The sequence below is a fragment of the Arthrobacter antioxidans genome (assembly GCF_023100725.1).
In the GTDB taxonomy this organism is placed as follows: domain Bacteria; phylum Actinomycetota; class Actinomycetes; order Actinomycetales; family Micrococcaceae; genus Arthrobacter_D; species Arthrobacter_D antioxidans.
Genome location: NZ_CP095501.1, coordinates 1,651,061 through 1,676,309, shown reverse-complemented (window position 1 = coordinate 1,676,309; position 25,249 = coordinate 1,651,061). Strand labels below are relative to the sequence as shown.

General features: G+C 70.8%; 23 protein-coding genes, 1 tRNA gene and 1 riboswitch. Of the genes, 3 read left to right on the top strand and 21 right to left on the bottom strand.

Going from position 1 to position 25,249, the window contains the following annotated elements; genetic code table 11:
* The first annotated feature begins 802 nt into the window (after positions 1-802).
* Entirely contained in the window at positions 803-976 is a 174-nt protein-coding gene (locus MWM45_RS07685) for a hypothetical protein (RefSeq protein ID WP_247828940.1), read from the top strand.
* A 183-nt stretch (positions 977-1,159) separates the two neighbouring features.
* Here MWM45_RS07685 and MWM45_RS07680 read toward each other — a convergent pair whose 3' ends face one another.
* Positions 1,160-1,831, bottom strand: a complete 672-nt coding sequence (locus MWM45_RS07680) for a hypothetical protein (RefSeq protein WP_247828939.1) — start codon at positions 1,829-1,831, stop codon at positions 1,160-1,162.
* Between the two features lie 79 nt (positions 1,832-1,910).
* Positions 1,911-1,992: transfer RNA gene (locus tag MWM45_RS07675), tRNA-Leu, on the bottom strand.
* 142 nt (positions 1,993-2,134) lie between these two features.
* On the opposite strand from MWM45_RS07675, the gene MWM45_RS07670 reads away from it, so the two are divergent.
* Positions 2,135-2,737, top strand: a complete 603-nt coding sequence (locus tag MWM45_RS07670) for an ANTAR domain-containing response regulator (RefSeq protein WP_104164638.1) — start codon at positions 2,135-2,137, stop codon at positions 2,735-2,737.
* Positions 2,738-2,806: 69 nt separating this feature from the next.
* Here MWM45_RS07670 and pyk read toward each other — a convergent pair whose 3' ends face one another.
* The 11 genes from pyk to hisI form a co-directional block, all read right to left on the bottom strand.
* Positions 2,807-4,297 (bottom strand): pyruvate kinase, encoded by a 1,491-nt coding sequence (gene pyk / locus MWM45_RS07665; protein WP_043445120.1) that lies wholly within the window; start codon positions 4,295-4,297, stop codon positions 2,807-2,809.
* Between the two features lie 47 nt (positions 4,298-4,344).
* Positions 4,345-5,802 (bottom strand): glutamate synthase subunit beta, encoded by a 1,458-nt coding sequence (locus tag MWM45_RS07660; protein ID WP_247828938.1) that lies wholly within the window; start codon positions 5,800-5,802, stop codon positions 4,345-4,347.
* Positions 5,795-10,429 carry a glutamate synthase large subunit gene (gene gltB / locus MWM45_RS07655; protein WP_247828937.1) on the bottom strand — a complete coding sequence of 1,545 codons (4,635 nt, stop codon included), beginning with the start codon at positions 10,427-10,429 and terminating at the stop codon, positions 5,795-5,797. Before gltB ends, MWM45_RS07660 begins: the two co-directional genes overlap by 8 nt.
* Positions 10,430-10,765: 336 nt before the next feature.
* Positions 10,766-11,881: a prolipoprotein diacylglyceryl transferase gene (lgt, locus tag MWM45_RS07650; RefSeq protein WP_247828936.1), complete on the bottom strand. Its 1,116-nt coding sequence runs from the start codon at positions 11,879-11,881 to the stop codon at positions 10,766-10,768.
* Entirely contained in the window at positions 11,878-12,714 is an 837-nt protein-coding gene (trpA, locus tag MWM45_RS07645) for a tryptophan synthase subunit alpha (protein ID WP_247828935.1), read from the bottom strand. Before trpA ends, lgt begins: the two co-directional genes overlap by 4 nt.
* Positions 12,711-14,066 carry a tryptophan synthase subunit beta gene (trpB, locus tag MWM45_RS07640; protein ID WP_418909761.1) on the bottom strand — a complete coding sequence of 452 codons (1,356 nt, stop codon included), beginning with the start codon at positions 14,064-14,066 and terminating at the stop codon, positions 12,711-12,713. The genes trpA and trpB overlap by 4 nt, the downstream gene beginning before the upstream one ends.
* Before the next feature lie 186 nt (positions 14,067-14,252).
* Positions 14,253-15,080, bottom strand: coding sequence for an indole-3-glycerol phosphate synthase TrpC (trpC, locus tag MWM45_RS07635; protein ID WP_247828933.1), 828 nt, complete (start codon positions 15,078-15,080; stop codon positions 14,253-14,255).
* A complete protein-coding gene (locus MWM45_RS07630) occupies positions 15,081-15,386 on the bottom strand; it encodes an HGxxPAAW family protein (RefSeq protein WP_418909748.1) in 306 nt (101 codons plus the stop codon).
* Positions 15,387-15,493: 107 nt separating this feature from the next.
* Positions 15,494-16,357 carry a Trp biosynthesis-associated membrane protein gene (locus MWM45_RS07625; RefSeq protein ID WP_247828932.1) on the bottom strand — a complete coding sequence of 288 codons (864 nt, stop codon included), beginning with the start codon at positions 16,355-16,357 and terminating at the stop codon, positions 15,494-15,496.
* Positions 16,354-17,907: an anthranilate synthase component I gene (locus MWM45_RS07620; protein ID WP_247828931.1), complete on the bottom strand. Its 1,554-nt coding sequence runs from the start codon at positions 17,905-17,907 to the stop codon at positions 16,354-16,356. Before MWM45_RS07620 ends, MWM45_RS07625 begins: the two co-directional genes overlap by 4 nt.
* A gap of 3 nt (positions 17,908-17,910) precedes the next feature.
* Complete coding sequence (gene hisI, locus MWM45_RS07615; RefSeq protein WP_247828930.1) at positions 17,911-18,351, bottom strand: phosphoribosyl-AMP cyclohydrolase; 441 nt, start codon at positions 18,349-18,351, stop codon at positions 17,911-17,913.
* 83 nt (positions 18,352-18,434) lie between these two features.
* Here hisI and MWM45_RS07610 point away from each other — a divergent pair, with 83 nt between their 5' ends.
* Positions 18,435-19,076, top strand: coding sequence for a TIGR03085 family metal-binding protein (locus MWM45_RS07610; protein WP_247828929.1), 642 nt, complete (start codon positions 18,435-18,437; stop codon positions 19,074-19,076).
* Between the two features lie 33 nt (positions 19,077-19,109).
* Here MWM45_RS07610 and hisF read toward each other — a convergent pair whose 3' ends face one another.
* The 8 genes from hisF to pnuC form a co-directional block, all read right to left on the bottom strand.
* A complete protein-coding gene (hisF, locus tag MWM45_RS07605; RefSeq protein WP_247828928.1) occupies positions 19,110-19,880 on the bottom strand; it encodes an imidazole glycerol phosphate synthase subunit HisF in 771 nt (256 codons plus the stop codon).
* Positions 19,881-19,892: 12 nt separating this feature from the next.
* A complete protein-coding gene (gene hisG / locus MWM45_RS07600; protein WP_247828927.1) occupies positions 19,893-20,738 on the bottom strand; it encodes an ATP phosphoribosyltransferase in 846 nt (281 codons plus the stop codon).
* 78 nt (positions 20,739-20,816) lie between these two features.
* Positions 20,817-21,080, bottom strand: a complete 264-nt coding sequence (locus tag MWM45_RS07595; protein WP_043445100.1) for a phosphoribosyl-ATP diphosphatase — start codon at positions 21,078-21,080, stop codon at positions 20,817-20,819.
* A gap of 71 nt (positions 21,081-21,151) precedes the next feature.
* Positions 21,152-21,637 carry a 6,7-dimethyl-8-ribityllumazine synthase gene (gene ribH / locus MWM45_RS07590; RefSeq protein WP_247828926.1) on the bottom strand — a complete coding sequence of 162 codons (486 nt, stop codon included), beginning with the start codon at positions 21,635-21,637 and terminating at the stop codon, positions 21,152-21,154.
* Between the two features lie 92 nt (positions 21,638-21,729).
* A complete protein-coding gene (gene ribB, locus MWM45_RS07585) occupies positions 21,730-22,377 on the bottom strand; it encodes a 3,4-dihydroxy-2-butanone-4-phosphate synthase (RefSeq protein WP_247828925.1) in 648 nt (215 codons plus the stop codon).
* Positions 22,374-23,027, bottom strand: coding sequence for a riboflavin synthase (locus tag MWM45_RS07580; RefSeq protein WP_247828924.1), 654 nt, complete (start codon positions 23,025-23,027; stop codon positions 22,374-22,376). The genes ribB and MWM45_RS07580 overlap by 4 nt, the downstream gene beginning before the upstream one ends.
* Positions 23,028-23,061: 34 nt before the next feature.
* Positions 23,062-24,144 (bottom strand): bifunctional diaminohydroxyphosphoribosylaminopyrimidine deaminase/5-amino-6-(5-phosphoribosylamino)uracil reductase RibD, encoded by a 1,083-nt coding sequence (gene ribD / locus MWM45_RS07575; protein ID WP_247828923.1) that lies wholly within the window; start codon positions 24,142-24,144, stop codon positions 23,062-23,064.
* Positions 24,141-24,824 carry a nicotinamide riboside transporter PnuC gene (gene pnuC, locus MWM45_RS07570; protein ID WP_247828922.1) on the bottom strand — a complete coding sequence of 228 codons (684 nt, stop codon included), beginning with the start codon at positions 24,822-24,824 and terminating at the stop codon, positions 24,141-24,143. Before pnuC ends, ribD begins: the two co-directional genes overlap by 4 nt.
* Positions 24,825-24,941: 117 nt before the next feature.
* A riboswitch (FMN riboswitch) is annotated at positions 24,942-25,083 on the bottom strand.
* Positions 25,084-25,249 lie beyond the last annotated feature (166 nt).

Sequence of the window (25,249 nt, the reverse complement as noted above, 5' to 3'; positions counted from 1 at the left end):
AGCGGCTGGATTTCATTCGGCACAGGGCACGGATGCTCGAACCCCGCGGCGGTGAATTCGGACAACCCGAATACAGAGCTCCAACAGTGGCGCATGGCACACCTCCTTCGCATGATCCGAAAGTCGGGGTTGCGATGGAAACCGCGTGGCACGCATGCTTCGTCCTCTCGAGTACACCACCGACCGCGTTACCGTTGCGTTACCGTCGTCGCCTGACGTTCTCCAGGGCCGAGGCCCGTTCCAAGCGGCGTGAGGAAGATGCTCTTCTCGGGCGGGCCCAACCTTCCAGAGTGCTTCGCATCACGGATGCTCACGTCTGTCGTGTCGGCGGGCGGCGGGGGGCACCGGCGCCATGAGAAACACCGGCGAGCAGGCAAGGCGCGCTGTACAGCGTTCGAGCGAGCGACTTTCCGTGCGATCTCGGATGCCGGCCGTAGGAAAATGCTGCGCCGCTGTCTACAGTTGTAGCCCTTGTCACGTATGACACCGCAAAGGGAGGTCTGCCTGCGCCGATATGGTGCCCGAAGTGGGACTCGAACCGGACAAGAGCATCGGTGCGAAAGGGGCGTTCTCGGAAAGTCGGGAGTCAGCCGTCAGGAGGTGCGGCTAGCAGCGCCTCCAAACGGAGAGGGTGCGGACAGTGTCCATACCCTGTCCGACATGGTTAATCTGCTACGAAGCCGTCGTGATTCGTCCACTGCGCAAGCGGGCGCGCCTGATCGTAAAAGACTGTGTGCTGGAGGTAGTTGGACAACTTGCATTCGTCTGCGTCGAGTGTTGCCACGAAGAGGAGCAGCTCAGGATGCGCAACTATGAGGTCACTCTCGACGGAGAAGGACTCCGTACCGGGCCCATGCGCTCGCAGAACCCGATCGGGGCCCGAGCGCAGGAGCGCGGCACCGCCGACCAGTCCTTCGAGGTCCGCAACGATGGTCCGGTGACCGACCTGGTCTGGGTGGTCGAGCCGTCGCGCTGACTGGCGGCGCTGAGCCGCTACGGTGGCCGGGATCTACGGCCTGGCCCAACAAACGGCGTGACCCGGCAGGGAACGGCCTGCACGGTGTACGGCCGGTTCCCTGCCGGGTCGAGGATGCCCATCAGGGCAGATGAACTCCTCCTTCCGGGCCCGCCTTCGCGGGTCCGTCACGTGGAGCGCGCGTCAGTAGTGGTAGTGGCCATTCCTATCGCACTTGATCGTGATCTTGTTGCTCCAATTCCGGCTTTCCTTCTTGTTGTTGCTGTCGCTGCGGGCCACGTAGGACTCGCCGCACTCGACGTGGTTGATCTTGTACTCGAAGGAGCCGCCCTTCGCGCGCACATCGCGATCGTCAATCTGCCGAAGGTTGTAGTGGCGCTTGATTTGGTAGACCTCCACGTCGATCCAATTGCCATCGTAATTCTTGCCGACAACCTTCAAACTGACATATTTGCCCTCGCCTTTCGCCTTGAGGGTCAGTTTCTCGTCATTGTCGTGGTAGTTCCCGGAGGCTGCGACCTGGACCGGTGACGCAACGGCTGGTGCGGCGAGGCCCATACTCGCAATGAGGCCGAGCAGGGCTCCTGCCACGAGAACGAACAGACGCCAACTAAAAGATTTCTTCATGATGGATTTCTTCCACGCATGCCGGGCCCGGTAATGGGGCTGGGTGTGTGCCGTGATCGGCACGCCTCGGGCGGTCGTCCGGCGAGGCCGCCCGTTTATGCCCAGAGCAGATGTGCGCGGACCAGAATCAATTCGGGGGTGCTCGCGGGCATTCTCGCCCGACTTGTCTCGTCCCCGCCGCATCCAGGTGCGATCTTCACTTTCGACGGTGCTTCCCAGCAGGGCCATCCCGACACCGTCTGGCGGTGCGCGTCCATACTAGACCCCGGCCTGCGATGAGAGAAGAGCCGATCCACCCTGAACACGGTGCCCGAAGTGGGACTCGAACCCACACACCTCTCGATACTGCATTTTGAGTGCAGCGCGTCTGCCAATTCCGCCATTCGGGCCGTACCTGCCGCGGCCTCCGGGAGGGATGACTTCCTGGACGGCCGGTGCGCGAATCCACTCTACATGCCGATAGGCTGGTTCCGGGAACGGGCGCACATCCTCCCCGTACCCCCCGCACGCCGTCATCATCAAGGAGCAACAGTGTCTGAACCCACCGAATCCACGCCCGCCGGGCCCGCACGCCGGGTCATCGTGGCCGAGGACGAGACGCTCATCCGGCTCGACATCATCGAGATCCTGCGCGGGGAGGGCTACGAGGTCGTGGCCGAGGCCGACAACGGCGAGAAGGCCGTCGCCCTCGCCCATGAGCACAAGCCGGACCTCGTGCTCATGGACGTGAAAATGCCCGTCATGGACGGCATCACGGCCGCGGAGCAGATCGTCAAGGCGCGCATCGCGCCCGTGGTCCTGCTCACCGCGTTCAGCCAGAAGGAGCTCATCGAGCGGGCGCGGGACGCCGGCGCCATGGCCTACGTGGTCAAGCCCTTCACCCCGGCCGACCTCATCCCGGCCATCGAGATCGCCATGTCACGCCACGAGGAGATCAAGGCGCTCGAGGCGGAGGTGACCGACCTGCAGGAGCAGTTCGCCACCCGTAAGCTCGTCGAGCGTGCCAAGAGCCTCCTGACCACGAAGATGGGGCTCACCGAACCCGAGGCCTTCCGCTGGATCCAGAAGACCTCCATGGACCGCCGCCTGAGCATGCGCGAGGTCGCCGAGACGATCATCAACCAGGTCAACTGACCGCAGGACAGACGACAGGACCCCCTTCCGGATCGGGAGGGGGTCCTGTCGTCTGTCCTGCGGGTCGGGCTACTTCTTCTTGACGGGCCAGGGGCCCACGCCTTCCTTGATGTAGGACGTGTGGTCCTCCGGGAGCTGCCCGGCATCCGTGATGTCGCCGACGCGGTGCACCTTGATCGAGTTGGTGGAGCCGGCCTGTCCGGGAGGGGACCCGGCGGCGATCACCACGAGGTCGTCCACCTCGACGAGGCCCTGCTCGAAGAGGACGCGGTCCACCTGGGCCGTCATCTGGTCCGTGTGCTCCACGAACTCGACGAGCCGGGGCTGGACGCCCCAGATCAGGGACATGGCGTTCAGCGTCGACTGCACCGGGGTGAAGGCGAACACCGGCTTCCTGGGGCGCAGGCGGGAGAGGCGGCGGGCCGAGTCCCCGGACTGGGTGAAGGTGCAGATGTACTTGGCGTCGAGCTGGTCGGAGATCTCGACGGCGGCGCGGGTGATGGCACCGCCGCGGGTCTTCGGCTTGCTGCCGAGCGGCGGGACCCGCTCGAGGCCGTGGCGCTCCGTGGACTCGATGATGTCGGCCATGGTGCGGACCGTCTCGATCGGGTACTTGCCCACGCTGGTCTCGCCCGAGAGCATCACGGCGTCCGCGCCGTCGAGCACGGCGTTGGCGCAGTCGGAGGCCTCGGCGCGGGTGGGGCGCGGGTTGTCGATCATGGATTCGAGGACCTGCGTGGCCACGATGACGGGCTTGGCCCAGCGGCGGGCGAGCTCCACGGCGCGCTTCTGCACGATCGGGACGTCCTGCAGGGGCAGTTCCACACCGAGGTCTCCGCGGGCCACCATGATGGCGTCGAAGGCGTCGATGATCTCCTCGAGGGCGTCGACGGCCTGGGGCTTCTCGATCTTCGCGATGACGGGGACGCGGCGGCCCTCCTCGTCCATGATCTCGTGGACACGCTTGACGTCGCCGGCGTCGCGGACGAAGGACAGGGCGACCATGTCGACGCCGGTCTGGATGGCCCAGCGGAGATCGTCCTCGTCCTTCTCGCTGAGGGCCGGCACGTTGACGGCCACGCCGGGCAGGTTGATGCCCTTGTTGTTCGAGACCATGCCGCCCACGACGACCTCGGTGGTGACCTTCACGTCGTCCACCGCGGTGGCGCGGAGGGTGACCTTGCCGTCGTCGATGAGGAGCAGGTCCCCGACGTTGACGTCGTGGGGCAGCCCCTTGAACGTCGTGGAGCAGATCTCCTGGGTGCCTTCGATGTCCTCGACGGTGATGGTGAAGACGTCGCCGGGGGCCAGCGCGTGGGGGCCGTCGACGAAGCGGCCGAGGCGGATCTTCGGTCCCTGCAGGTCGGCGAAGATGCCGACGGGCTTGCCGAGTTCCGCCGAGGCACGGCGGACGTTCTCGTAGGTGCTGAGGTGCACGGCGTAGTCGCCGTGGCTCATGTTCATCCGGGCCACGTCGACGCCCGCCTCGAGCACAGCGAGGGTGTTCTCATAGCTGGCGATTGCGGGGCCGAATGTTGCAACGATTTTTGCGCGTCTCATGAAACCTAGCCTAGTCGTGTTGGTCGGGGGATAAGTGCTGGAGCCGGTCAGAGGACGGCGATGGAACGGTCGCTCGGCGCGACGGGCGCGGGCAGCCGGGTGGATCCCATGAGCCACTGGTCCACCGCGGCGGCGCAGGCGCGACCCTCGGCGATGGCCCAGACGATCAGGGACTGGCCGCGGCCGGCGTCACCCGCCGAGAAGACGCCGGGAGTGTTGGTCATGTAGTAGCCATCGCGCGCCACGTTCCCGCGGTCGTCGAACTCCGCCTCGACCTGCTCGGTGATCCCGGCCGGCTCGGCGCCCGTGAAGCCGAGGGAGAGGAACACGAGGTCCGCGGGGATCTCACGCTCCGAGCCTGCCTTCGGGACCCGGCGGCCGTCGACGAACTCGGTCTCGGCGACCTTGATGCCGCGCAGCACGCCGTTCGCACCGACGAACTCGACGGTGGAGGCCAGGAAGCGGCGCTCACCGCCCTCCTCGTGGGCGCTGGCGATGTCGAAGAGCGTGGGGAACGTGGGCCACGGCTGGTCAGGGCGCCGCTCGGTGGACGGCTGCTGGCCGATGGCGAGGGTCGTGACGGACGCGGCCTTCTGACGGTGCGCGGTGCCGAGGCAGTCCGCCCCGGTGTCACCGCCGCCGAGGATGACGACATGCTTGCCCTCGGCGTGGATCTGCTCCTCGACGTGCTCTCCGGCGACCACGCGATTGGCCTGCACGAGGTAGTCCATCGCGAAGTGCACACCGGCGAGGTCCCGCCCCGGGATGGTCAGGTCGCGCGGCACGGTGGCGCCGGTGGCGACGATGACGGCGTCGTAGCGCCGCTTGAGCTGACCCCAGCTGATGTCCTTGCCGACGGCGACACCGGTGCGGAAGCGGGTGCCTTCGGCCTTCATCTGGTCCAGGCGCCGCTCCAGGTGGATCTTCTCCATCTTGAAGTCGGGGATGCCGTAGCGCAGCAGGCCGCCGATGCGGTCGTCACGCTCGTACACCGCCACGGTGTGCCCGGCGCGGGTGAGTTGCTGCGCGGCGGCGAGGCCTGCGGGTCCGGACCCGACGACGGCGATCGTGCGCCCGGTCAGGCGCTCCGGGGGGTGCGGTTCCACCCAGCCCTCCTCGAACGCCTGGTCGGCGATGGAGACCTCGACCTGCTTGATCGTGACCGGGTCCTGGTTGATGCCGAGCACGCACGACGACTCGCAGGGCGCGGGGCAGAGCCTGCCCGTGAACTCGGGGAAGTTGTTCGTCGCGTGCAGGCGCTCGATCGCCTCGCGGCCCTTCTCCCGGAACGTGAGGTCGTTCCACTCGGGAATGAGGTTGCCGAGCGGGCAGCCCTGGTGGCAGAACGGGATGCCGCAGTCCATGCAGCGGCCCGCCTGCGCCTTCAGGACGCCCTTCTCCTGCGCCTCGTACACTTCCTTCCAGTCCATGATGCGGACGGGGACCGGCCGGCGTGGCTGGGTCTGGCGCTCGCGCACCTTCAGAAATCCGCGTGGGTCAGCCACCGGTTACCTCCAGGATCTTGGTCCATGCCTCTTCACCGTCGGGGTCGAGGCCCTGTTCGACGGCGGTGGCACGGGCGTCCAGCACCGCGGCGTAGTCGCGCGGCAGGACCTTGGTGAATCGTGCGATGGTGTCCTCGAAGGAGTCGAGGAGGCTCTCGGCGAGGTTGGACTCGGTCTCCTCGACGTGCCGGATCAGCAGTTGCCGGACGATCTCGACGTCCTCGGCATCGAGGTCGACGAGCAGCAACTCACCGTTCTCGAGGCTCTGCCGGTTGACCCTGGCCCGCTCGAGGTCCAGCACGAAGGCCGTCCCTCCGGACATGCCGGCACCGAAGTTCCGGCCGGTCCGGCCGAGGATCAGCGCCTGGCCGCCGGTCATGTACTCGCAGCCGTGGTCGCCGATACCCTCGGCGACGGCGGTGGCCCCGGAGTTCCGGACGAGGAAGCGCTCCCCCACCTGCCCGCGCAGGAACATCTCGCCGCTGGTGGCACCGTAGCCGATCACGTTGCCGGCGATGACGTTGTGGTCGGCGCGGAACACGTTGGCGCGGTCCGGCCGCACGATGATGCGCCCGCCGGACAGCCCCTTGCCCACGTAGTCGTTGGAGTCGCCGAGGAGCCGCAGCGTGATGCCGGCGGGCAGGAAGGCGCCGAGCGACTGCCCGGCCTGCCCCGTGAGCGTGACGTCGATGGTGTTGGTGGGGAGGGTGTCCAGGCCGAAGGTGCGGGTGACCTCGTGGCCCAGCATGGTGCCCACCGAACGGTCCGTGTTGACGACGTCGACCGAGATCCGCACGGGAGCCCGGTGCTGCAGCGCGTCGGCGCTCATCTCGATGAGCTTGTTGTCGAAGTGCTGGTCCAGGTCGTGGTTCTGCTTGAACATGTTCCGCAGCGGCTCCCCCGGACCGAACTCGTTGCCGCGCAGGATCGGGTCGAGGTCCAGTCCGTCGGCCTTCCAGTGCTCGATCGCCTCCCGGGCGTCGAGCAGCTCGCTGTGGCCGATGGCCTCCTCGAGGGTCCGGAAGCCGAGCTCGGCGAGGAGCTCGCGGACCTCCTCGGCGATGAACTCGAAGAAGTTCACGACGAACTCCGGCTTGCCGGTGTAGCGGCTGCGGAGCTCGGGGTTCTGCGTCGCGACGCCGACGGGGCAGGTGTCCAGGTGGCACACGCGCATCATGATGCAGCCGGAGACCACGAGCGGGGCCGTGGCGAACCCGAACTCCTCGCCGCCCAGCAGGGCCGCGATGACGACGTCGCGCCCCGTCTTGAGCTGCCCGTCCACCTGGACCACCACGCGGTCGCGGAGGCCGTTGAGCATCAGCGTCTGCTGCGTCTCGGCCAGTCCGAGCTCCCAGGGGATGCCGGCGTGCTTGAGCGAGTTGAGCGGGCTGGCGCCGGTGCCGCCGTCGTGTCCGGACACCAGGACGACGTCGGCCTTCGCCTTCGTGACGCCCGCCGCGACCGTGCCGATGCCGACCTCGGAGACGAGCTTCACGTGGATGCGGGCGCTCGGGTTGGACCGCTTGAGGTCGTAGATGAGCTGGGCGAGGTCCTCGATCGAGTAGATGTCGTGGTGCGGCGGCGGGGAGATCAGGGCCACGCCGGGCGTGGAGTGCCGCGTGCGGGCGATCCACGGGTAGACCTTCTGGCTCATGAGCTGCCCGCCCTCGCCGGGCTTGGCTCCCTGCGCCATCTTGATCTGGATGTCGTCCGCGTTGGTCAGGTAGAGGCTCGTGACGCCGAAGCGGCCGGAGGCCACCTGCTTGATGGCGGAGCGGCGCTCCGGGTCCAGCAGGCGTTCGACGTCCTCGCCGCCCTCGCCCGTGTTGGACTTGGCGCCGAGGCGGTTCATCGCGATGGCGAGCGTCTCGTGCGCCTCCTGCGAGATGGAGCCGTAGCTCATGGCGCCGGTCGAGAACCGCTTGACGATGGATGAGACGGGCTCCACCTCGTCGATGCTGATCGGTGCGCGGGCGTCACCGCGGAGCCGGAGCAGCCCGCGCAGCGTCATGAGGTCCTTCGACTGGTCGTCGACGCCGCGGGTGTAGGCCTTGAAGATGTCGTAGCGGCGCTCCCGCGTGGCGTGCTGGAGCCGGAAGACCGTCTCCGGGTTGAACAGGTGCGGCGGGCCCTCGCGGCGCCACTGGTACTCGCCGCCGTTGTCGAGGCCGCGGTGCGGGTCCTCGATGCCGTCCTCGGGGTACGCGCTGTCGTGCCGGGCCGCGGTCTCGGCAGCGACCACGTCGAGGCCGATGCCGCCGAGCTGGGTCTGGGTGCCGTGGAAGTACTCGTCCACGAGCTCCTGCGAGAGTCCGAGCGCCTCGAACGTCTGGGCCCCGCAGTAGGAGCTGACGGTGGAGATGCCCATCTTGGACATGATCTTCAGGACGCCCTTGCCGAGGCCCTTGATGAGGTGCGCGACGGCGGCCTCCGCGCTGACGCCGGTGATGTCGCCGTTGCGGACCAGTTCCTCGCAGCTCTCCATCGCCAGGTACGGGTTGACCGCGGAGGCGCCGTACCCGATCAGCACCGCGACGTGGTGGACCTCGCGGACGTCGCCCGCCTCGACCACGAGGGACGTCTTGGTGCGGGTGGCGCTCCGGAGGAGGTGGTGATGGACGGCGCTGGTCAGGAGCAGGGACGGGATGGGGGCCCACTGCGCGTTCGAGTCGCGGTCGGAGAGGACCACGTACTCGACGCCGCGGTTGAGCGCGCTGGAGACCTGCTCGCAGATCTCGGCGAGCCGTGCGCGGAGGGCAGCCTCGCCGCCGTCGTGCCGGTACAGTCCGCGGACGCGGACGGTCAGGCGGTCGCCGTCGTCGGTCTCGAGGTTGGCGATCTTCGCCAGCTCGTCGTTGGTGATGACCGGGAACTTCAGGGCGATCTGCCGGGAGCGGACGCGGCCGGTGGACAGCAGGTTGCCGTCGGGGCCGATCGTGACGCCCATGGAGGTGACGAGTTCCTCGCGGATGGAGTCCAGCGGCGGGTTCGTGACCTGCGCGAAGGACTGCACGAAGTAGTCGAAGAGCAGGCGCGGGCGCTTGGACAGCACCGCTATGGGCGTGTCCGAGCCCATGGCGCCGAGCGGCTCCGCGCCGGTCTTCGCCATGGGGCCGAGCAGGATCCGCAGTTCCTCCTGCGTGTAGCCGAAGGTGCGCTGGCGCCGGCTGATGGACGCCTTGGTGTGGATGACGTGCTCGCGCTCGGGGAGGTCCTCGAGCTGGATCAGGTTCTCCTTGACCCACTCGCCCCACGGGTTCGCGGCGGCGATCTCCGCCTTGATCTCCTGGTCCTCGATGAGTCGGCCGGCCTCGGTGTCGACGAGGAACATCTTGCCCGGCGAGACGCGGCCCTTGCGGACCACGCGGGACGGTTCGACGTCGAGCACGCCCACCTCGGAGGCGAGGATGACGAGGCCGTCCTCGGTCACCCAGTAGCGGGCGGGGCGCAGGCCGTTGCGGTCGAGGACGGCGCCCACGAGGCGGCCGTCCGTGAAGGACACGGCGGCGGGGCCGTCCCACGGCTCCATGAGCATGGAGTGGTACTGGTAGAAGGCACGGCGTGCGGGATCCATGGTGGCGTGGTTCTCCCACGCCTCGGGGATCATCATCATGATCGAGTGCGTGATGGGGCGGCCCGAGAGGGTCAGGAGTTCGGCCACCTCGTCGAAGGTCGCCGAGTCGGAGGCGCCGGGCGTGCAGATGGGGTAGAGCTCTTCCGGCGCGTCCCCCAGCAGCGGGTTGGACAGCTGCGACTGCCGCGCGCGCATCCAGTTGCGGTTGCCCTTCACGGTGTTGATCTCGCCGTTGTGGGCGATGGTGCGGAACGGCTGGGCGAGCGGCCACGACGGGAAGGTGTTGGTGGAGAACCGCGAGTGGACGATCCCGAGGCAGGTCTTGAAGCGCTCGTCGGAGAGGTCCGGGTAGAAGGGCTCGAGCTGCGCGGTGGTCAGCATGCCCTTGTAGACGATGGTCTTGGAGGACAGCGACGGGAAGTACACGCCGTACTTGTTCTGCGCACGCTTCCGCACCCGGAAGGCCTTCGCGTCCAGGTCCGACGCGTCGCCGTCCAGGGGTGCGAGGAACAGCTGCACGAAGTGCGGCATGCACGCCCGGGCCATCGCGCCGACGAGGTCGGCGACCACGGGCACGACCCGCCAGCCGAGCACGTCGAGCCCCTCGGCCTCGGCGAGCGATTCGAGGCCCGCACGCGCGGTCGCCTGTTCCTTGGCCTCGGTCGGGAGGAAGGCGGTGCCGACGACGTAGGAGCCGGCGGGCGGCAGCCGGAAGTCGACGACGGCGCGGAAGAACTCGTCGGGGATCTGCGTCAGCAGGCCGGCGCCGTCGCCGGTGCCCTCGTCCGCCCCGACGGCACCGCGGTGCTCGAGGTTGCGCAGCGCGGTGAGCGCCGCGTCGACGATGTCATGCCCGGGCTCGCCGCGCAGGGTCGCGATGACCGCGAGGCCGCAGGCGTCCTTCTCGTTCTCGGGGTCGTACAGTCCCGAGGCCTCCGGCAGCGCGGCGAACCGGGTGAAGGGCGAGGTGACGGCCCCCGCGTCGTCGCCCGTGTCGGGCGTCGTGGCCCGTGGTGCGGCCTCGGTCGGCGTTCCTGGCGTCAAAGCAGTCATCAGATAAGGATCCTTCCCCCATGATGGAGCGTCGGGAGGGGACAGCCTTTGGCCCCGCGGGCGCCGCTGTCCGGGAGCGGTCGCCGTCGTGTGTGTCTCGAGTCCCGGCACCCCTGCCGGTGGTGCCCGGCGCTGTTGGCGGGCAGTTGCTGCGGGCATCAGGCACCCGTGGCGGCGATGTCGGTGCGGGGTCGGAGGGTGATCCGGCCGTCGCACCTGGAGTCCACAACGATGTGGTGTTGCGTCCTTGAGGGGCGGTGGCCCGGGGACTGCTGTATCGGGGACCGACTCCCGCGGTTCCGCTTGCGCGGGGGCCCGAGTACGCGGATCGCCTACTCAGGAACCGTCTGTTTCGGACAGATTACCACGGTCGTTCCGCCCGCTTTGCCCCGTGTCCGAGGCGTGGCCACCTGTGGCTGAAGCGTTACGGGAGGCGCCTTTTCCCGGCGTCGTCCCTGCGCTGTCGCCGGTCCCGGCGGCCGTCGCGGCGCCGTCGTCGGCACTCCCGTCAGCACTCGGATCGGTACTCCTGTCGGCGCCCTCGTGGGCGCCGTCCGCCTCGACGGCGTCGACCTGCCCGGGCTCGCGCCCGGGCAGGTAGACCTCCAGCTCCGCGACGGGCTCCCGCTTGACCGTCAGGTAGATGAGGACGGCCACCGACACGAGGAAGACGGCGATGCTGGTCCACACGTTGAGGCGCTGGGTGACGCCGAAGAGCGTGATCATCTCGGCGTCGTCGATGCGGAGCGCCTCGATCCAGACGCGACCGAGCGTGTAGTAGGCCGCGTAGAGCCAGAACATGCGGCCGCCGCGCAGGGTGATCTTCCGCGAGAGCAGCAGCAGCAGGGCAACGCCGGCGAGGTTCCAGAGGAGCTCGTAGAGGAACGTGGGGTGGAACAGCGTGCCGGGTTCCGTGCCGGGCGGGAAGTTCGCGTTGTCGGCATCGATCTCCAGGCCCCACGGGAGGGTGGTGGGCGCGCCGAAGAGCTCCTGGTTGAACCAGTTGCCGAGCCGTCCGATGGCCTGGGCGAGCAGCACCCCGGGCGCGGCGGCGTCGGCGAAGGCTGAGAGTTTCACTCCCGCGCGCCGGGCGCCGATCCAGGCACCGACCGCGCCGAGGGCGATCGCGCCCCAGATGCCGAGGCCGCCCTGCCAGATCTGCGGGATGCGCGCGATGTCCCCGTCCGGGCCGAAGTAGGCGTCCGGGGAGGAGAACACATGGTAGAGCCGCCCGCCGACGATGCCGAACGGGATGGCCCAGATGGCGATGTCCCAGACCGTGTCCGCGTGGCCGCCGAAGGAGACGAACCGCTTCTGCGTGAGGAGGAGCGCCAGGATGATGCCGGCGAGGATGCACAGGGCGTACGCGTGGACGGTGACGGGTCCGAGGCTGAAGCTCGCCCATTCCGCCGGCGGGCTGGGGATCGACGCGGCGAGGCTCCCGCCGATCACGCGGTCGCCTTGCCCGTGCCGGTGCTGAGTTCACGCGTGAGCTCGGCGACGGCGTCCACTCCGCCGTCGCGCAGGGCGGCGACGAGGGCGGTGCCCACGATCACACCGTCGGAGTACGCGCCGATCTCACGGACCTGGGCGGAGGACGAGACCCCGAGCCCCACACAGACCCGCTCGGCTCCGGCGGCATGCGCGGCATCGACGACGGCCCGGGCGGCGGCACCGACCGAGGTCCTCGCACCGGTCACGCCCATCACCGACACGGCGTAGACGAATCCCCTGCTGGCGTCGACGGTGGCCTGCATGCGCTGCGGGGAGGTGGACGGCGCCACGAGGAACACGCGGTCGAGGCCGAATTCGTCGGAGGCCTCGAGCCATTCGGAGGCCTCGTCGGGGATGAGGTCCGGGGTGATGAGCCCGGCGCCACCCGCTGCTGCGAGGCGCTCGGCGAAGTCGCGGACACCCATGCGCATGACGGGGTTCCAGTAGGTCATGACGAGGACGGCGGCGTCGGTGGCACTCGTGATGCCGGCGACGACGTCGAAGATCCGCGGGACGGTGAAGCCGTTGGCCAGCGCCTCGACCGTCGCCTCCTGGATGACGTGCCCGTCCATGACCGGGTCCGAGTACGGGATCCCGATCTCGATGAGGTCCACGCCGTTCTTCGCCATGGCGATGCCGGCGTCGATGGTGGTCTGGACGTCGGGGAAACCGGCGGGCAGGTAGCCGATGAGGGCGGCGCGGCCTTCGCGGCGCGCCTTCTCGATGGCGGCCGCGGCTTTGGAGCCGGTGGCGGGGCCGGTCGAGGGGGCAGTGGCGGGATGCGTGGTCACAGCTGCTCTCCCTCCTGGGCGATTTCCTGCTCGGCACTGTCGTCCGGGAGGAGGTCGAAGTACTCCGCGGCGGTCGCCACGTCCTTGTCGCCGCGGCCCGAGAGGTTGACGACGACGATCCTGTCCGAGGCCTTCTCCCCCGGCCCGAGGTCCGCCGCGAGGCGCTGCCCCACCTTCATGGCACCGGCGAGGGCGTGTGCGGTCTCGATGGCCGGGATGATCCCCTCGGCCTGGCTGAGGATCTTGAAGGCCTCCATCGCCTCGGCGTCGGTGATGGGCTCGTAGTGCGCCCGTCCGATGTCGGCGAGGTAGGCGTGCTCGGGGCCGACGCCCGGGTAGTCCAGGCCCGCGGAGATGGAGTGGGACTCCATCGTCTGGCCGTCCTCGTCCTGCATGAGGTAGGAGCGCGCACCGTGCAGCACGCCCGGGCGTCCCAGCGTGATCGTGGCCGCGTGGCGGCCGGTCTCCACGCCGTCGCCGCCGGCCTCGAAGCCGTACAGGGCCACCTCGCGGTCGTCGAGGAAACCGTGGAACATGCCGATGGCGTTCGAGCCGCCGCCGACGCACGCACAGACGGCGTCGGGGAGCTTGCCCGTCTGCTCGAGGATCTGCTCCCGCGCCTCGTCGCCGATGACCTCGTGGAAGTACCGGACCATGGACGGGAAGGGGTGGGCGCCCGCCGCGGTACCGAGCAGGTAGTGTGTGGTCCCGACGTTCGCCACCCAGTCGCGCAGGGCCTCGTTGATGGCGTCCTTCAGGGTCTGGGAGCCGTTGGTCACGGGGATGACCGTCGCGCCGAGCAGCTGCATGCGCGCGACGTTGAGGGCCTGGCGGCGGGTGTCCTCCGCGCCCATGTAGACGACGCACTCGAGCCCGAGGAGGGCTGCCGCCGTCGCGCTGGCCACGCCGTGCTGGCCGGCTCCGGTCTCGGCGATCACGCGGGTCTTGCCCATGCGCTTGGCGATCAGGGCCTGGCCCAGCACGTTGTTGATCTTGTGCGAGCCCGTGTGGTTGAGGTCCTCGCGCTTGAGGAACACGCGCACGCCGCCGCAGTGCTCCGCGAAGCGCTGCGCCTCGGTCAGCAGGGACGGCCGGCCGGCGTAGTTCCTGTTGAGCTCGGCGACCTGCGCCGTGAACTCGGGGTCGGCCTTGGCCTTCTCGAAGGTGTCCTGCAGCTCGTCGAGCGCGGCGATGAGCGACTCGGGCATCCACCGCCCGCCGTAGGAGCCGAAGTAGGGACCGGGGGCGTGGCGGAGGCTCTCGTCGTGGCTGAGGAAGGCCTCGGCCGCCCCGGCGTCGATGGCGTCCCCTGCTCGGACGCCCGTGCCTTCGGGGCCCGTGTCCTGGTGCATATCGGTCATGACTTCAGCGTTCCTGTCCTGTTGGTCCTGACTCGGCCGTCGGTGCCGCCGGGTCCCTGGCGGACCGGGGGTGGCCGGTCCGTGTACTGCTCGCTGTCCCGCCGGGGCTCGGCGCCCCGGCTGCCAGGCCCTGCCGGGCCCGCTGCGACCGGCGGAGATCCGGCCCGTGGTGATCCGTCAGCCGTGTGCCGGCGTGTCCATGGCCCGCCACGCGTCCCGGCCGGCGCGCATGAACTCGTCGATGGTCGCCGCGGGGTCGCTGTGGCGGACCAGTGCCTCCCCCACCAGGACGGCGTGCGCCCCGCCGGCAGCGTAGTCGGCGACGTCGGAGGCGTCACGGACACCCGATTCGGCGATGACGACCGTCCCGGACGGGATGAGGTGCGCCAGTTCCGCGAAGACGCCGCGGTGGAGGTCCAGGGTCTTCAGGTTGCGCACGTTGACGCCGATGATCGCGGCACCGGCGGCCACGGCCCGGCGCACCTCGTCGGCGGTGTGCGTCTCGACGATCGCGTGCATCCCGAGTTCCGCAGTGAGCGCGAGGAACGTGCCCAGCTCCTCGTCGGTGAGTGCCGCGACGATGAGCAGGACGACGTCGGCGCCGTGGGCGCGCGCCTCCCAGATCTGGTACTCGTCCACCGTGAAATCCTTGCGGAGCACGGGGAGGGCCACCGCCGAGCGGACGGCGTCGAGGTCGGCGAGCGATCCGCCGAAGCGCCGCTGCTCGGTCAGCACGGAGATGACGGCCGCGCCCCCCTGCTCGTAGCGGGCGGCCAGGGCGGCCGGGTCCGCGATGTCAGCGAGGGCTCCCTTGGACGGACTGCTGCGTTTCACCTCGGCGATGACCGCCACGGCTCCGCCGTGTCCGGCCCCGAGGGCCTCGAACGCATCGAGCGGCGCGGGGGCTGCGAGGGCGGCCGTGCGCACGTCGTCGAGCGGCAGCGCGCGTCGGCGCTCCGCGAGGTCCTCGCGGACGCCGTCGATGATGTCGTCGAGGACCGTCATCTAGTGGCCGTTGTTCTTGAGCTTCGATCCACCGACGCCGTAGCCGATCTTGCGCATGATGAAACCGACGATCAGGCCGACGAACATGACGCCGATGCCGCCCCAAAACAGGAGGGTGCCGAAGTCGTGGTTGCCCTCGGTGCTCGCGAGGATGTAGGCGAAGGAGGCGATCGCCGCACCCACCAGCATGATCAGCACGCAGGTCCACGCGGCGGGGCTGTTGCCGTGGCCGATCGTCTCGTCACCCATCTGGGCGTGGGTCGCCGGGGTGTTGCGGGTGGCGCTGGCGCTGGTCTCGGATGCCATGGGTAATCTCCTTCGAACGGGTCGTCTCCCATTCTGCCATTGATGGGGCGGGGCGGCGGTACGCGGCGGGCTCCGGCAGGGCCGGCCCGCGCGGCCGGGGCTCCCGGTCAGCGCGTCGGGTCGTTGCCGCGCGAGAGCTCGTCCCAGCTGTCGATCTCGTCGGCGTGGGCGCTCCCCCGCGCCTGCTGCGCCGACCGCCGCCCGTCCGGGTCGGGGGCCGGCTCGTCGGTCGTGGAGCCCGACTCGGCATCGGGTGCGGGGCCGGGATCCATGGTCGGGTTCACGGCGGCGTCCGGGGCGCCCCCCGGCGGTGCGGTGGGGGCGTCCGCGTCGGCGTCCGCCCGCGCGTCGTCGGGCACGACGCCGGGCGGCACATCGCCCGTCGACGGCGCGGGTGCGTCCGCCGGCGCGCGTTCCGGCGAGGCGTGGGCCGTGCGGGACGCACCGGCGTCGTACCGCCGGTTGATGCCCCAGGTGCGCCCGGCGAGCACCACCCAGGCGGCCGCGAGCACGAGGAGGACCCCGGCCGCGGCGGCGACCCAGGGCATCGCCGTGGGGACCGCGTCGGCGCCGGCGAGGCCGCTGACGCCGATCGCCGTCCCGATGGCCGGCTCGGCGGCCGAGGAGGGATCGAGGGCCACCGCAGCGCTGGACATCGTGATCCCTACCCCGGAGAGCACGAGGATGACGGCGATGATCCAGCGGGCCACGCGCCCTGCGATCGAGACGGCGAGGGCCGCGGCCAGTGCCACGAGGGCGAACGCCGTCACGGGCGTCGCCGCATCGCTGCCGGCGATGGCGAGGTCGGGGGTCTGGACGGCGTCCTGGGGCAGGCGCACCGTGAGCCAGGTCTGCGTCGTCGCCCCGAAGGCGAGCAGCGCGAGCACCACGATTCCCAGCACGACGACGCCGCGACGCGTGAAGCGACCCGCGGCGGGGCGACCCGCGGCGGGGCGACCGGCGGCGCTCACGACAGGTCCGCCGTCGCCGGGCGCAGGGCGGCCGCGGTCAGGGCCGCCCGGAGCGGTGCCGCCGCCTTGTTGACCGTCTCGAGCGCTTCGGCCTCGAGCACGGAGTCGGCGACGATGCCGCCGCCGGCCTGCACGTACGCCCTGCCGTCGCGCAGGAGCGCCGAGCGGATGGCGATGGCCATGTCCATGTCGCCCGCGAAGTCCAGGTAGCCCACCACCCCGCCGTAGATGCCGCGCCGGTGCGGTTCCACCTCGTCGATGAGGCGCAGGGCCCTCGGCTTCGGTGCTCCGGAGAGCGTGCCGGCCGGGAAGGTGGCCGCTAGGACGTCGTAGGCGCTCTTCGACGGCGAGAGCCGCCCGACCACCGTGGACACGAGGTGCATGATGTGGCTGAACTTCTCCACCTCCATGAACTGTGTGACGTCGACGCTGCCCGGGGTGCACACCTTGGAGAGGTCGTTGCGGGCGAGGTCGACGAGCATGAGGTGCTCGGCCATCTCCTTGGTGTCGGCGCGGAGTTCCACGGCGAGGTCGCGGTCCTCCTCCGTGGTCCTCCCGCGGGGCCGCGAGCCGGCGATGGGATGGGTGATGACCTCGTCTCCGGTCACCGTGACGAGGGCCTCGGGCGAGCTGCCCACGATCGAGTAGCCTCTCCCGTCGGCGTCCTCGAGGCTGAACAGGTACATGTAGGGGCTGGGGTTCGTGGTGCGCAGGATCCGGTAGACGTCCAGTGCGGAGGCGTCGCACTCGATCTCGAAGCGTCGGCTGATGACCACCTGGAAGACGTCGCCGTCGACGATGGCCTGCTTGCCGCGCTCGATCGCCGTGAGGTAGTCGGGTTCGAACCACGATTCGCGGACGCGGTCCGTCGACGCCTCGGCGCCGGGGGCGTCGGCCGCCATCACGGAGACGGCGAGCTCGGTGGGCGCGACGAGCTTCGCGAGCATGCCCTGGATGCGCGCGACGGCGTCGTGCCAGGCCTCGTCGACGCGCTCGTCGGTGTTGTCGAAGTTGATCGCGTTGGCGACGAGGGTGAGGGAGCCCGCGGAGTTGTCGTGGATGGCGAGGTCGGACACCAGGCACATGGCGAGCTCGGGCAGGAGGAGATCGTCCTCCGGGGGGCTGGTGAGCCGCTCCCAGTGCCGGACGGCCTCCCACCCCACGAAGCCGACCATCCCGGACGTGAACGGCGGGAGGTCCTCGAACCGCTCGGTCCGCAGTGCCTCGACCGTGAGGCGCAGGGCCTCGACGGGGTTCCCGTCCACGGGGACGCCGGCGGGGGGTTCGCCCAGCCAGTGCGCCTGCCCGTCCCGTGAGGTCAGGGTGGCGCGCGAGTGCGAGCCGATGAAGGAGTACCGCGACCAGACACCGCCGACGGCAGCGGACTCCATGAGGAACGTGCCGGGCTGCCCGGCGGCGAGCTTGCGGTAGACGCCGATCGGCGTGTGCGCGTCCGCGAGGACCGTCAGGTGCACGGGCACCACGCGGCGGGCCCGGGCCAGCGCGCGGAACTCCTCGAGGGTGGGGCTGATCGTGCCCAGGTGCTGCATGGGTCAGAGTCCTTCGGGGTCGGGGCGGTGGGCGGTCTCGGCGGGCAGTGCCCGGCCGTCGAAGCACGTGCGCGTGCCGGTGTGGCAGGCCGCGCCCTCCTGGTCCACCGTCACGAGCAGGGCGTCGCCGTCGCAGTCGAGGGCCACGCCCCTGACCCACTGCCGGTGCCCGGAGGTGTCGCCCTTCCGCCAGTACTCGGCGCGGGATCGCGAGTAGAACGTGACGCGGCCCGTGGTCAGGGTCCGCCGCAGCGCCTCCTCGTCCATCCACCCGAGCATCAGGACCTCGAGCGTGTCGTACTGCTGGACGACGGCGGCGACGAGCCCGGCGTCGTCCTTCTTGAGGGCGCGGGCGATCGCCGGGTCGAGGGCGGGGCCGTCGCCCTCGGAGCCGGGGTCGGCGGAGGGGACGGCATGGTCCGGGGAGGAAGTGGAGGGGAGCATCACCCCTGATTCTAGTGCGGACCACGCGGGAGCACGGGCGGGGCCTGCCCCCGACCGGGCCCGTCATGCTAGTTTCAGCAGTGATGCGCTACGTAACCCCGTCCCGCGAGGTCCTGGCCGAGACGCTTCTTGCCGCCGGCCCCGACGCCCCCACCCTGTGTGAGGGGTGGCAGACACGCGACCTCGCCGCGCACCTCTACCTCCGGGAGCACCGGCCCGCCCTGGGTTTCGGCATGGTGATCCGGAAGCTCGCCCCCGCGACCGAGCGTGCCACCCGCGAGACGGCGGAACGGGCGGCGTCGCCGGCGGCCTACGAGGCCCTCGTGAACCGCTTCCTGGCCGGTCCGCCCGCCCTGTCGCCGATGCGCATCGGCGCGATCGACCGCAGCGCCAACCTCATCGAGTACTTCGTGCACACCGAGGACGTCCGCCGCGCGACGACGCGCTGGGCGCCGCGGGCCCTCGACGTGGAGTACGCGAACGCCCTCTGGGAGGAGCTCGTCAAGCGCGCGGCGTACCTCTACCGGGGCGTGGACCTGGGGATCGTCCTGGTGTGCCCCGATGGGCCCCGCCACGTCGCCAAGCGCGCCCCCGTGTCCGTGGCGATCGTCGGCGATCCGGGTGAGCTGCTCCTGCACGCGCACGGGCGCGCCCAGGCCCTGGTCACCTACGAGGGCCAGCCCGACGCCGTCGCCCTGCTCCAGAGCGCCGACGTCGGCATCTGACCCCGAAGCCGGGCATCCCCGATCCCGGTGGTCCTAGCGGACCGGGAAGCCTGCCGCGCGGATGGCCGCCTTCACCTGTGCGATCGCGTCCACCGGACCGAAGTGGAAGACCGAGGCCGCGAGCACCGCGTCGGCGCCGGCCGCCACGGCCGGCGGGAAGTGTTCCGGCTTGCCCGCGCCGCCCGAGGCGATCAGGGGCACCCCGACGGCGGCCCGCACGGCGCGGATGAGCTCGAGGTCGAAGCCCTCCTTGGTGCCGTCGGCGTCGATCGAGTTGAGCAGGATCTCCCCGACCCCGCGGTCCGCGGCCTCCTTCGCCCAGGCCACGGCATCGATCCCGGTGCCCTTGCGGCCGCCGTACGTGGTGACCTCGAAGCCGGACGGCGTGCGCGCGTCCCGCGTCCGCCGTGCGTCGAGGGACAGCACGAGGACCTGCGCGCCGAAGTGCCCGGTGATCTCGTCGATCACGGAAGGGCGGGCCACGGCGGCGGTGTTGATGGAGGCCTTGTCCGCGCCGAAGCGCAGGAGGCGGTCGACGTCGGAGATCTCACGGACGCCCCCGCCCACGGTGAGCGGGATGAAGACCTCCTCCGCGGTGCGGGCGACGACGTCGAGCGTGGTCTCGCGGTTGCCCGAGGACGCGGTGACGTCGAGGAAGGTGAGTTCGTCGGCGCCTGCGCGGTCGTAGCGGTGCGCGAGCTCCACGGGATCTCCGGCGTCGCGCAGGTCCTCGAAGTTGATGCCCTTCACCACGCGCCCGGCGTCGACGTCGAGGCAGGGGATGACGCGGACTGCGACGGTCATGGCTGCCCCTCCCTAGATCCGGCAGGCGTGGATGGTGCTGACGAGGATGGCGCGCGCGCCGAGCTCGTACAGCTCGTCCATGACCCGGTTGGTCTGGTGGCGCTTGACCATGGAGCGGACGGCCACCCATTCGGAGTCGCGGAGGGGCGAGATTGTCGGGGATTCGAGGCCGGGCGTCAGGGCGGCGGCCTCGTCCACGAGGTGCTTGCGGATGTCGTAGTCCATCATCACGTACTGGCGCGCCACGAGGACGCCCTGCAGGCGCCGCAGCAGCACGTCGAGACCGGCGGGTGCCTCGGCGCCGGCCCGGCCGATCAGCACGGCCTCGCTCTGCAGGATGGGCTCGCCGAAGATCTCCATGCCGGCGGCGCGGAGCGTGCTGCCGGTCTCGACGACGTCGGCGATGGCGTCGGCCACGCCGAGGCGTACGGAGGACTCGACGGCGCCGTCGAGTCGAACCACCGATGCGGTGATGCCGCGCGCGGCGAGGTAGTCGTTCAGGAGGCCCTCGTAGCTGGTCGCCAGGCGCCGGCCCTCGAGCTCCTCGAGCGAGGAGAAGTCCCCCACGGGGCCGGCGAACCGGAAGGTGGAGGCGCCGAAGCCGAGCTGCATGAGCTCCTCGGCCTCCACCTGGGCGTCGAGGAAGAGGTCGCGGCCGGTGATGCCGACGTCGAGGGTCCCCGAGCCCACGTACACCGCGATGTCGCGCGGGCGCAGGAAGAAGAACTCGATCTCGTTCTCGGGGTCGACGAGCACCAGTTCGCGGGAATCGCGGCGCTGGCGGTAACCGGCCTCGGCGAGCATGGACGAGGCGGCCTCGGAGAGGGCGCCCTTGTTGGGGACTGCTACACGGAGCATGGGGGATCTTTCGCTGGTGGAGACGGTGGGACGAGACGTGCCGGAGCCGCGGATGGGTGCAGGGTGCGCCCTGTGCGGCTACAGATGCTTGTAGACGTCCTCCAGCGTGAGTCCCTTCGCGATCATGAGGACCTGCAGGTGGTAGAGCAGCTGGGAGATCTCCTCCGCGGCCTCCTCGGCGGACTCGTACTCGGCGGCCATCCACACCTCGGCAGCCTCTTCGACGACCTTCTTGCCGATGCCGTGCACGCCCGAGTCGAGCTCCGCCACGGTCCGCGACCCCGTGGGGCGCTCGACCGCCTTCGCGCTGAGTTCCTCGAACAGGGAATCAAAGGTTTTCACACCTCCTAGGTTATCGGCTCGCGCAGCCGCCGCGGCACGCGGGCCGCGTCCTGTGACGGACGCCTCCGTGCTCATCGCTCCGACGCGCGGAGGACGGCGGCCGTCGCCAGGGCGGCCGACACGGCCTCGTGCCCCTTGTCCTCGGAGGAGCCCGGCAGGCCGGCGCGGTCCAGGCCCTGCTGCTCGGTGTCGCAGGTCAGGACCCCGAAGCCCACCGGCACGCCGGTGCGGACGCTGACGTCGGTGAGGCCCGACGTCGCCGCCTGGCACACGTACTCGAAGTGCGGCGTGCCGCCGCGGATGACGACGCCGAGGGCCGCGACGGCGTCGAACCGGGGGGCGAGGCGTGCGGCGGCGACAGGAAGTTCGAAGCTGCCGGGCACCCGGATCTCGGTGACCTCGGCGCCGGCCTCCACGGCGGCGCGGCGGGCGCCGTCGAGCAGCCCGTCCATGATCTGGGTGTGCCAGCTCGCGGCGATGATCGCGAGGCGCAGGGGCGCGCCGTCCGGTGCGGTCAGTGCGCTGACGTCGATGCTGGGTGCTCCGTGGCTGCTCATGGGTCTCCTTCGGGTGGGTTGCTGCCTGGATACTGCCTGGATGCTGCCGGGTGCTGCTGTGCTGCTGTGCTGCTGGTGGGTCGGTCGTCGGGTCAGGCGCTGTGCCGGTGGTCCTCGCGGGCCCGGAGATGGGCCACGAGATCCTCGATCGAGACGAGCGGGAGCCGGTGCTCGTCGGCGAAGCGACGGAGCGCGGGCAGGCGCATCATGTCGCCGTCGTCGTGGACGAGTTCGGCGATGACGGCCGCCGGGCGCTTGCCGGCCAGGACGCTCAGGTCCACACCGGCCTCGGTGTGCCCGGGGCGCTCGCGGACGCCGCCGGGGGCGGCGCGCAGCGGGAAGACGTGGCCCGGCCGGGTGAGGTCCAGGGGGCCGCTGGCCGGGTCGGCGAGCACCTGCGCCGTGCGGGCGCGGTCCGCGGCGCTGATGCCGGTGCTCACTCCCGCCGCGGCGTCGCACGAGACCGTGTAGGCCGTGCCCTTCGCATCCTCGTTGATCGCCGTCATGGGCGGCAGGAGCAACCGGTCGGCGTCGTCCGAGCGCAGCGGCACGCAGAGCACGCCCGACGTCCAGCGGACCGTCCACCCCACGAGGGCGGGCGTCGCCTCCTCGGCGGCGAAGACGATGTCGCCCTCGTTCTCGCGGTCCTCGTCGTCCACCACGACGACGGCGCCGCCGGCGGCGATCGCGGCGATGGCGTCCTCGATCGGGTCGAGGCGCACCGGAGCGGTTCCCGTCACGGTGTACCGCCGGTGGCCTGGTCCCGGCGGGCGTCCGCGGCGGCGAAGCCGAGGAGTCGTTCCGCGTACTTCGCGAGCACGTCCATCTCGAGGTTCACGGGATCGCCGAGGGCCTTCGCGCCGAGGCCGGTCTCCCGGAGGGTGGTGGGGATGAGCCCCACCTCGAACCACTGCTCGGCGTCCTCGGGCGGACTCACCGCGGTGACGGTCAGGGAGACCCCGTCGATCGCGATGGACCCCTTCTCCGCGGCGTAGCGTCCCAGGCCGGCGGGCAGCCCGAAGCGGAGCCGGTGCCAGGCGCCGAGGTCCTCGCGCTCCAGCAGCACGCCGATGCCGTCCACGTGCCCCTGCACCACATGGCCGTCGAGGCGTCCACCCACGGGGACGCACCGCTCGAGGTTGACGGGCGCGCCGGGCTGCAGGCCGCCCGTGGTGGTGCGGCGCAGGGTCTCCCCCATGACGTCGACGCCCACGCGGCCGCCGTCGAGCGTGACGGCCGTCAGGCAGACGCCGTTGACGGCGATCGAGGCGCCGGGCGCGAGGTCCCGGCCGGTCCCGGGCGCCTCGAAGACGAGGAGCGCGCTCTCGCCGTCGGGCGTGAGCTCCAGGGAGACCACGCTGCCCTGTTCGGAGACGATTCCTGTGAACACTGGTACTTCCTTCGCGATCGGTGGGCGGGGCGGGTCAGACGGTGGCCGGTGGGGGCCCGAGGTGCAGCCGCACGTCGGGGCCGAACTGCCGGACGGCGGGACCACCGGCGTCGTCCAGGGCCCAGCGCTCGGCATCCGTGAGGGTCCCGACGCCGAGATCCGGGAAGGCGGGTGCCCCGTCGCCGAGGATCAGCGGCGCGACGTAGCTGAACAGCTCGTCCACCACTCCGGCCCGGAGGAACGCGGAGGCGATGCGCGGGCCACCCTCGACGAGGACGTGCCGGACGCCCCGGGCATGGAGCTCGCCGAGCGCCACGTCCACGTCCCGCGTGACCAGGTGGAGGAAACCCTCCCCGCGCACCGAGGCGTCGTCGGGCACGGGGGTGCGCCCGAGGACCACTCGGAGGCCCGGGGTCGGAGGTACCACCCGGGCGTCGTCCTGTGCCCCCGGCGCCGGGTCGAGGCGGGCGGTGAGGCGCGGATCGTCCGCGAGGACGGTCCCGGTGCCGACGAGGACGGCGTCGGCGAGGGCGCGGATCCGGTGGCCGTCGGCGCGGGCGTCGGCGCCGGTGATCCACCGGCTGGAGCCGTCGCACGCCGCCACGCGCCCGTCGAGGGACTGCGCGGACTTCAGGGTGACGAACGGCCGGCGTGCGAGGACGGACGCCGTCCAGCGCCGGTTGAGGTGCCGGGAGCGGGCGGCCTCGAGGCCGCCGACGCAGTCGACGCCGGCCTCGCGCAGCCGCCGGGCACCGCCGGCGGCAGCGCCGTCGACGTCGTCGGCCGCGTACACCACGCGGGCCACGCCGGCGTCGAGGAGCGCCTCGCTGCACGGGCCGGTCCGGCCGGTGTGGTTGCAGGGTTCGAGGGTCACCACCATGGTGGCGCCGCGCGGGTCGTTGCCGCGCCGCCAGGCATCGGCGAGGGCGGAGGGCTCGGCGTGCGCCGTGCCGGCCCCGCGGTGGTGGCCCTCCCCCAGGACGGTGCCGTCAGTGGAGAGCAGGACCGCGCCCACCAGGGGGTTGGCGCCGCGCACCCCGCGGCCGGCGAGGTCCAGGGCGCGGAGCATCGCGGCCGCCTCCGCGGCGGTGGTCCGGGTGCCGGGCGTCGCGCTCATCGCAGCGTCGGATCCGGGAGGAGGGTCTCGATGCGCGGCTTCTCGGTGCGCTGGGCGCGTGCCCACACGAAGAAGCCGACGAGCGTGAAGGCCCCGTAGAACACGTACATGAAGGCGCTGGCGTAGTAGCCCGCGCTGAACAGCAGGGGGACCCCGACGATGTCCACGGCGACCCACACGAGCCAGAACTCCACCCAGCCCTTGGCCATGCCGTAGGTGGCGAGCAGGGACCCGACGAACGTCCACGCGTCGGCCCAGACGGGCTCGTACGAGCCGAGCAGGCGGAACAGGGGCGTGAGGGCGAAGGTGCCCACGATCATGAAGGAGACCATCCCGAGGCGCGCCGTCGTCCCGGCCCAGCGGGGCTCGACGGCCTGGCCGCCGTGGTCGCGGCTGGCCCGCCACCGGCGCCACCCGTAGATGGAGACGGCGATGAACATGACCTGCCGGCCGGCCTGGCCCAGCAGGTTGGCGGCGCTCGCGGCGCCGAAGAGGGATCCGAGGAAGACGGTGAGGAGCAGCACGTTGCCGATGATCCCGACCGGCCAGGCCCAGACGCGCCGGCGCATGCCGCCGAAGGCGCTGAGGAGCCCGAAGACGTTACCCACCACTTCGCGCAGCAGGAGCGAGCCGTTGCCTACGGGGATGCGGGCTTCGAAGAGCCACTGCAGAAAGTCCATGCCGATCCTTCACCGGGTCGACGGCTCCGGGCAACGGCAGCAGAAGGAACGTCCCGCCCTGGCTGCTGCCACGACAGGCGCCGCGACCCGGCGACGGGCAGCGGTGAGTCCCTGCTGTTCGTGCTTCTCCCATCCAGACTTTGACTGTCGGTCCCGGAATTCCACCGGCTCAACCGCCGCCACCCCGCGGGTGCGGGACGTTGAGCGGGTCGCGGACTATCACCGCCGGTTCGGAATTACACCGACCCCGGAGCACGTACTCCCCCGATTATTTCACAACCCGCCGGAACCCTCCGCCCAACGGTCACAATTCGTCCGACAGCGAAGGAGCGCCCGGCGCCCAGCCCTCCAGGACGCAGCTACGGCGGGTGCGATCGACCCGCACCCGCCGTAGCTGCACACCGTCCGGGGCAGCGCCCCGGACG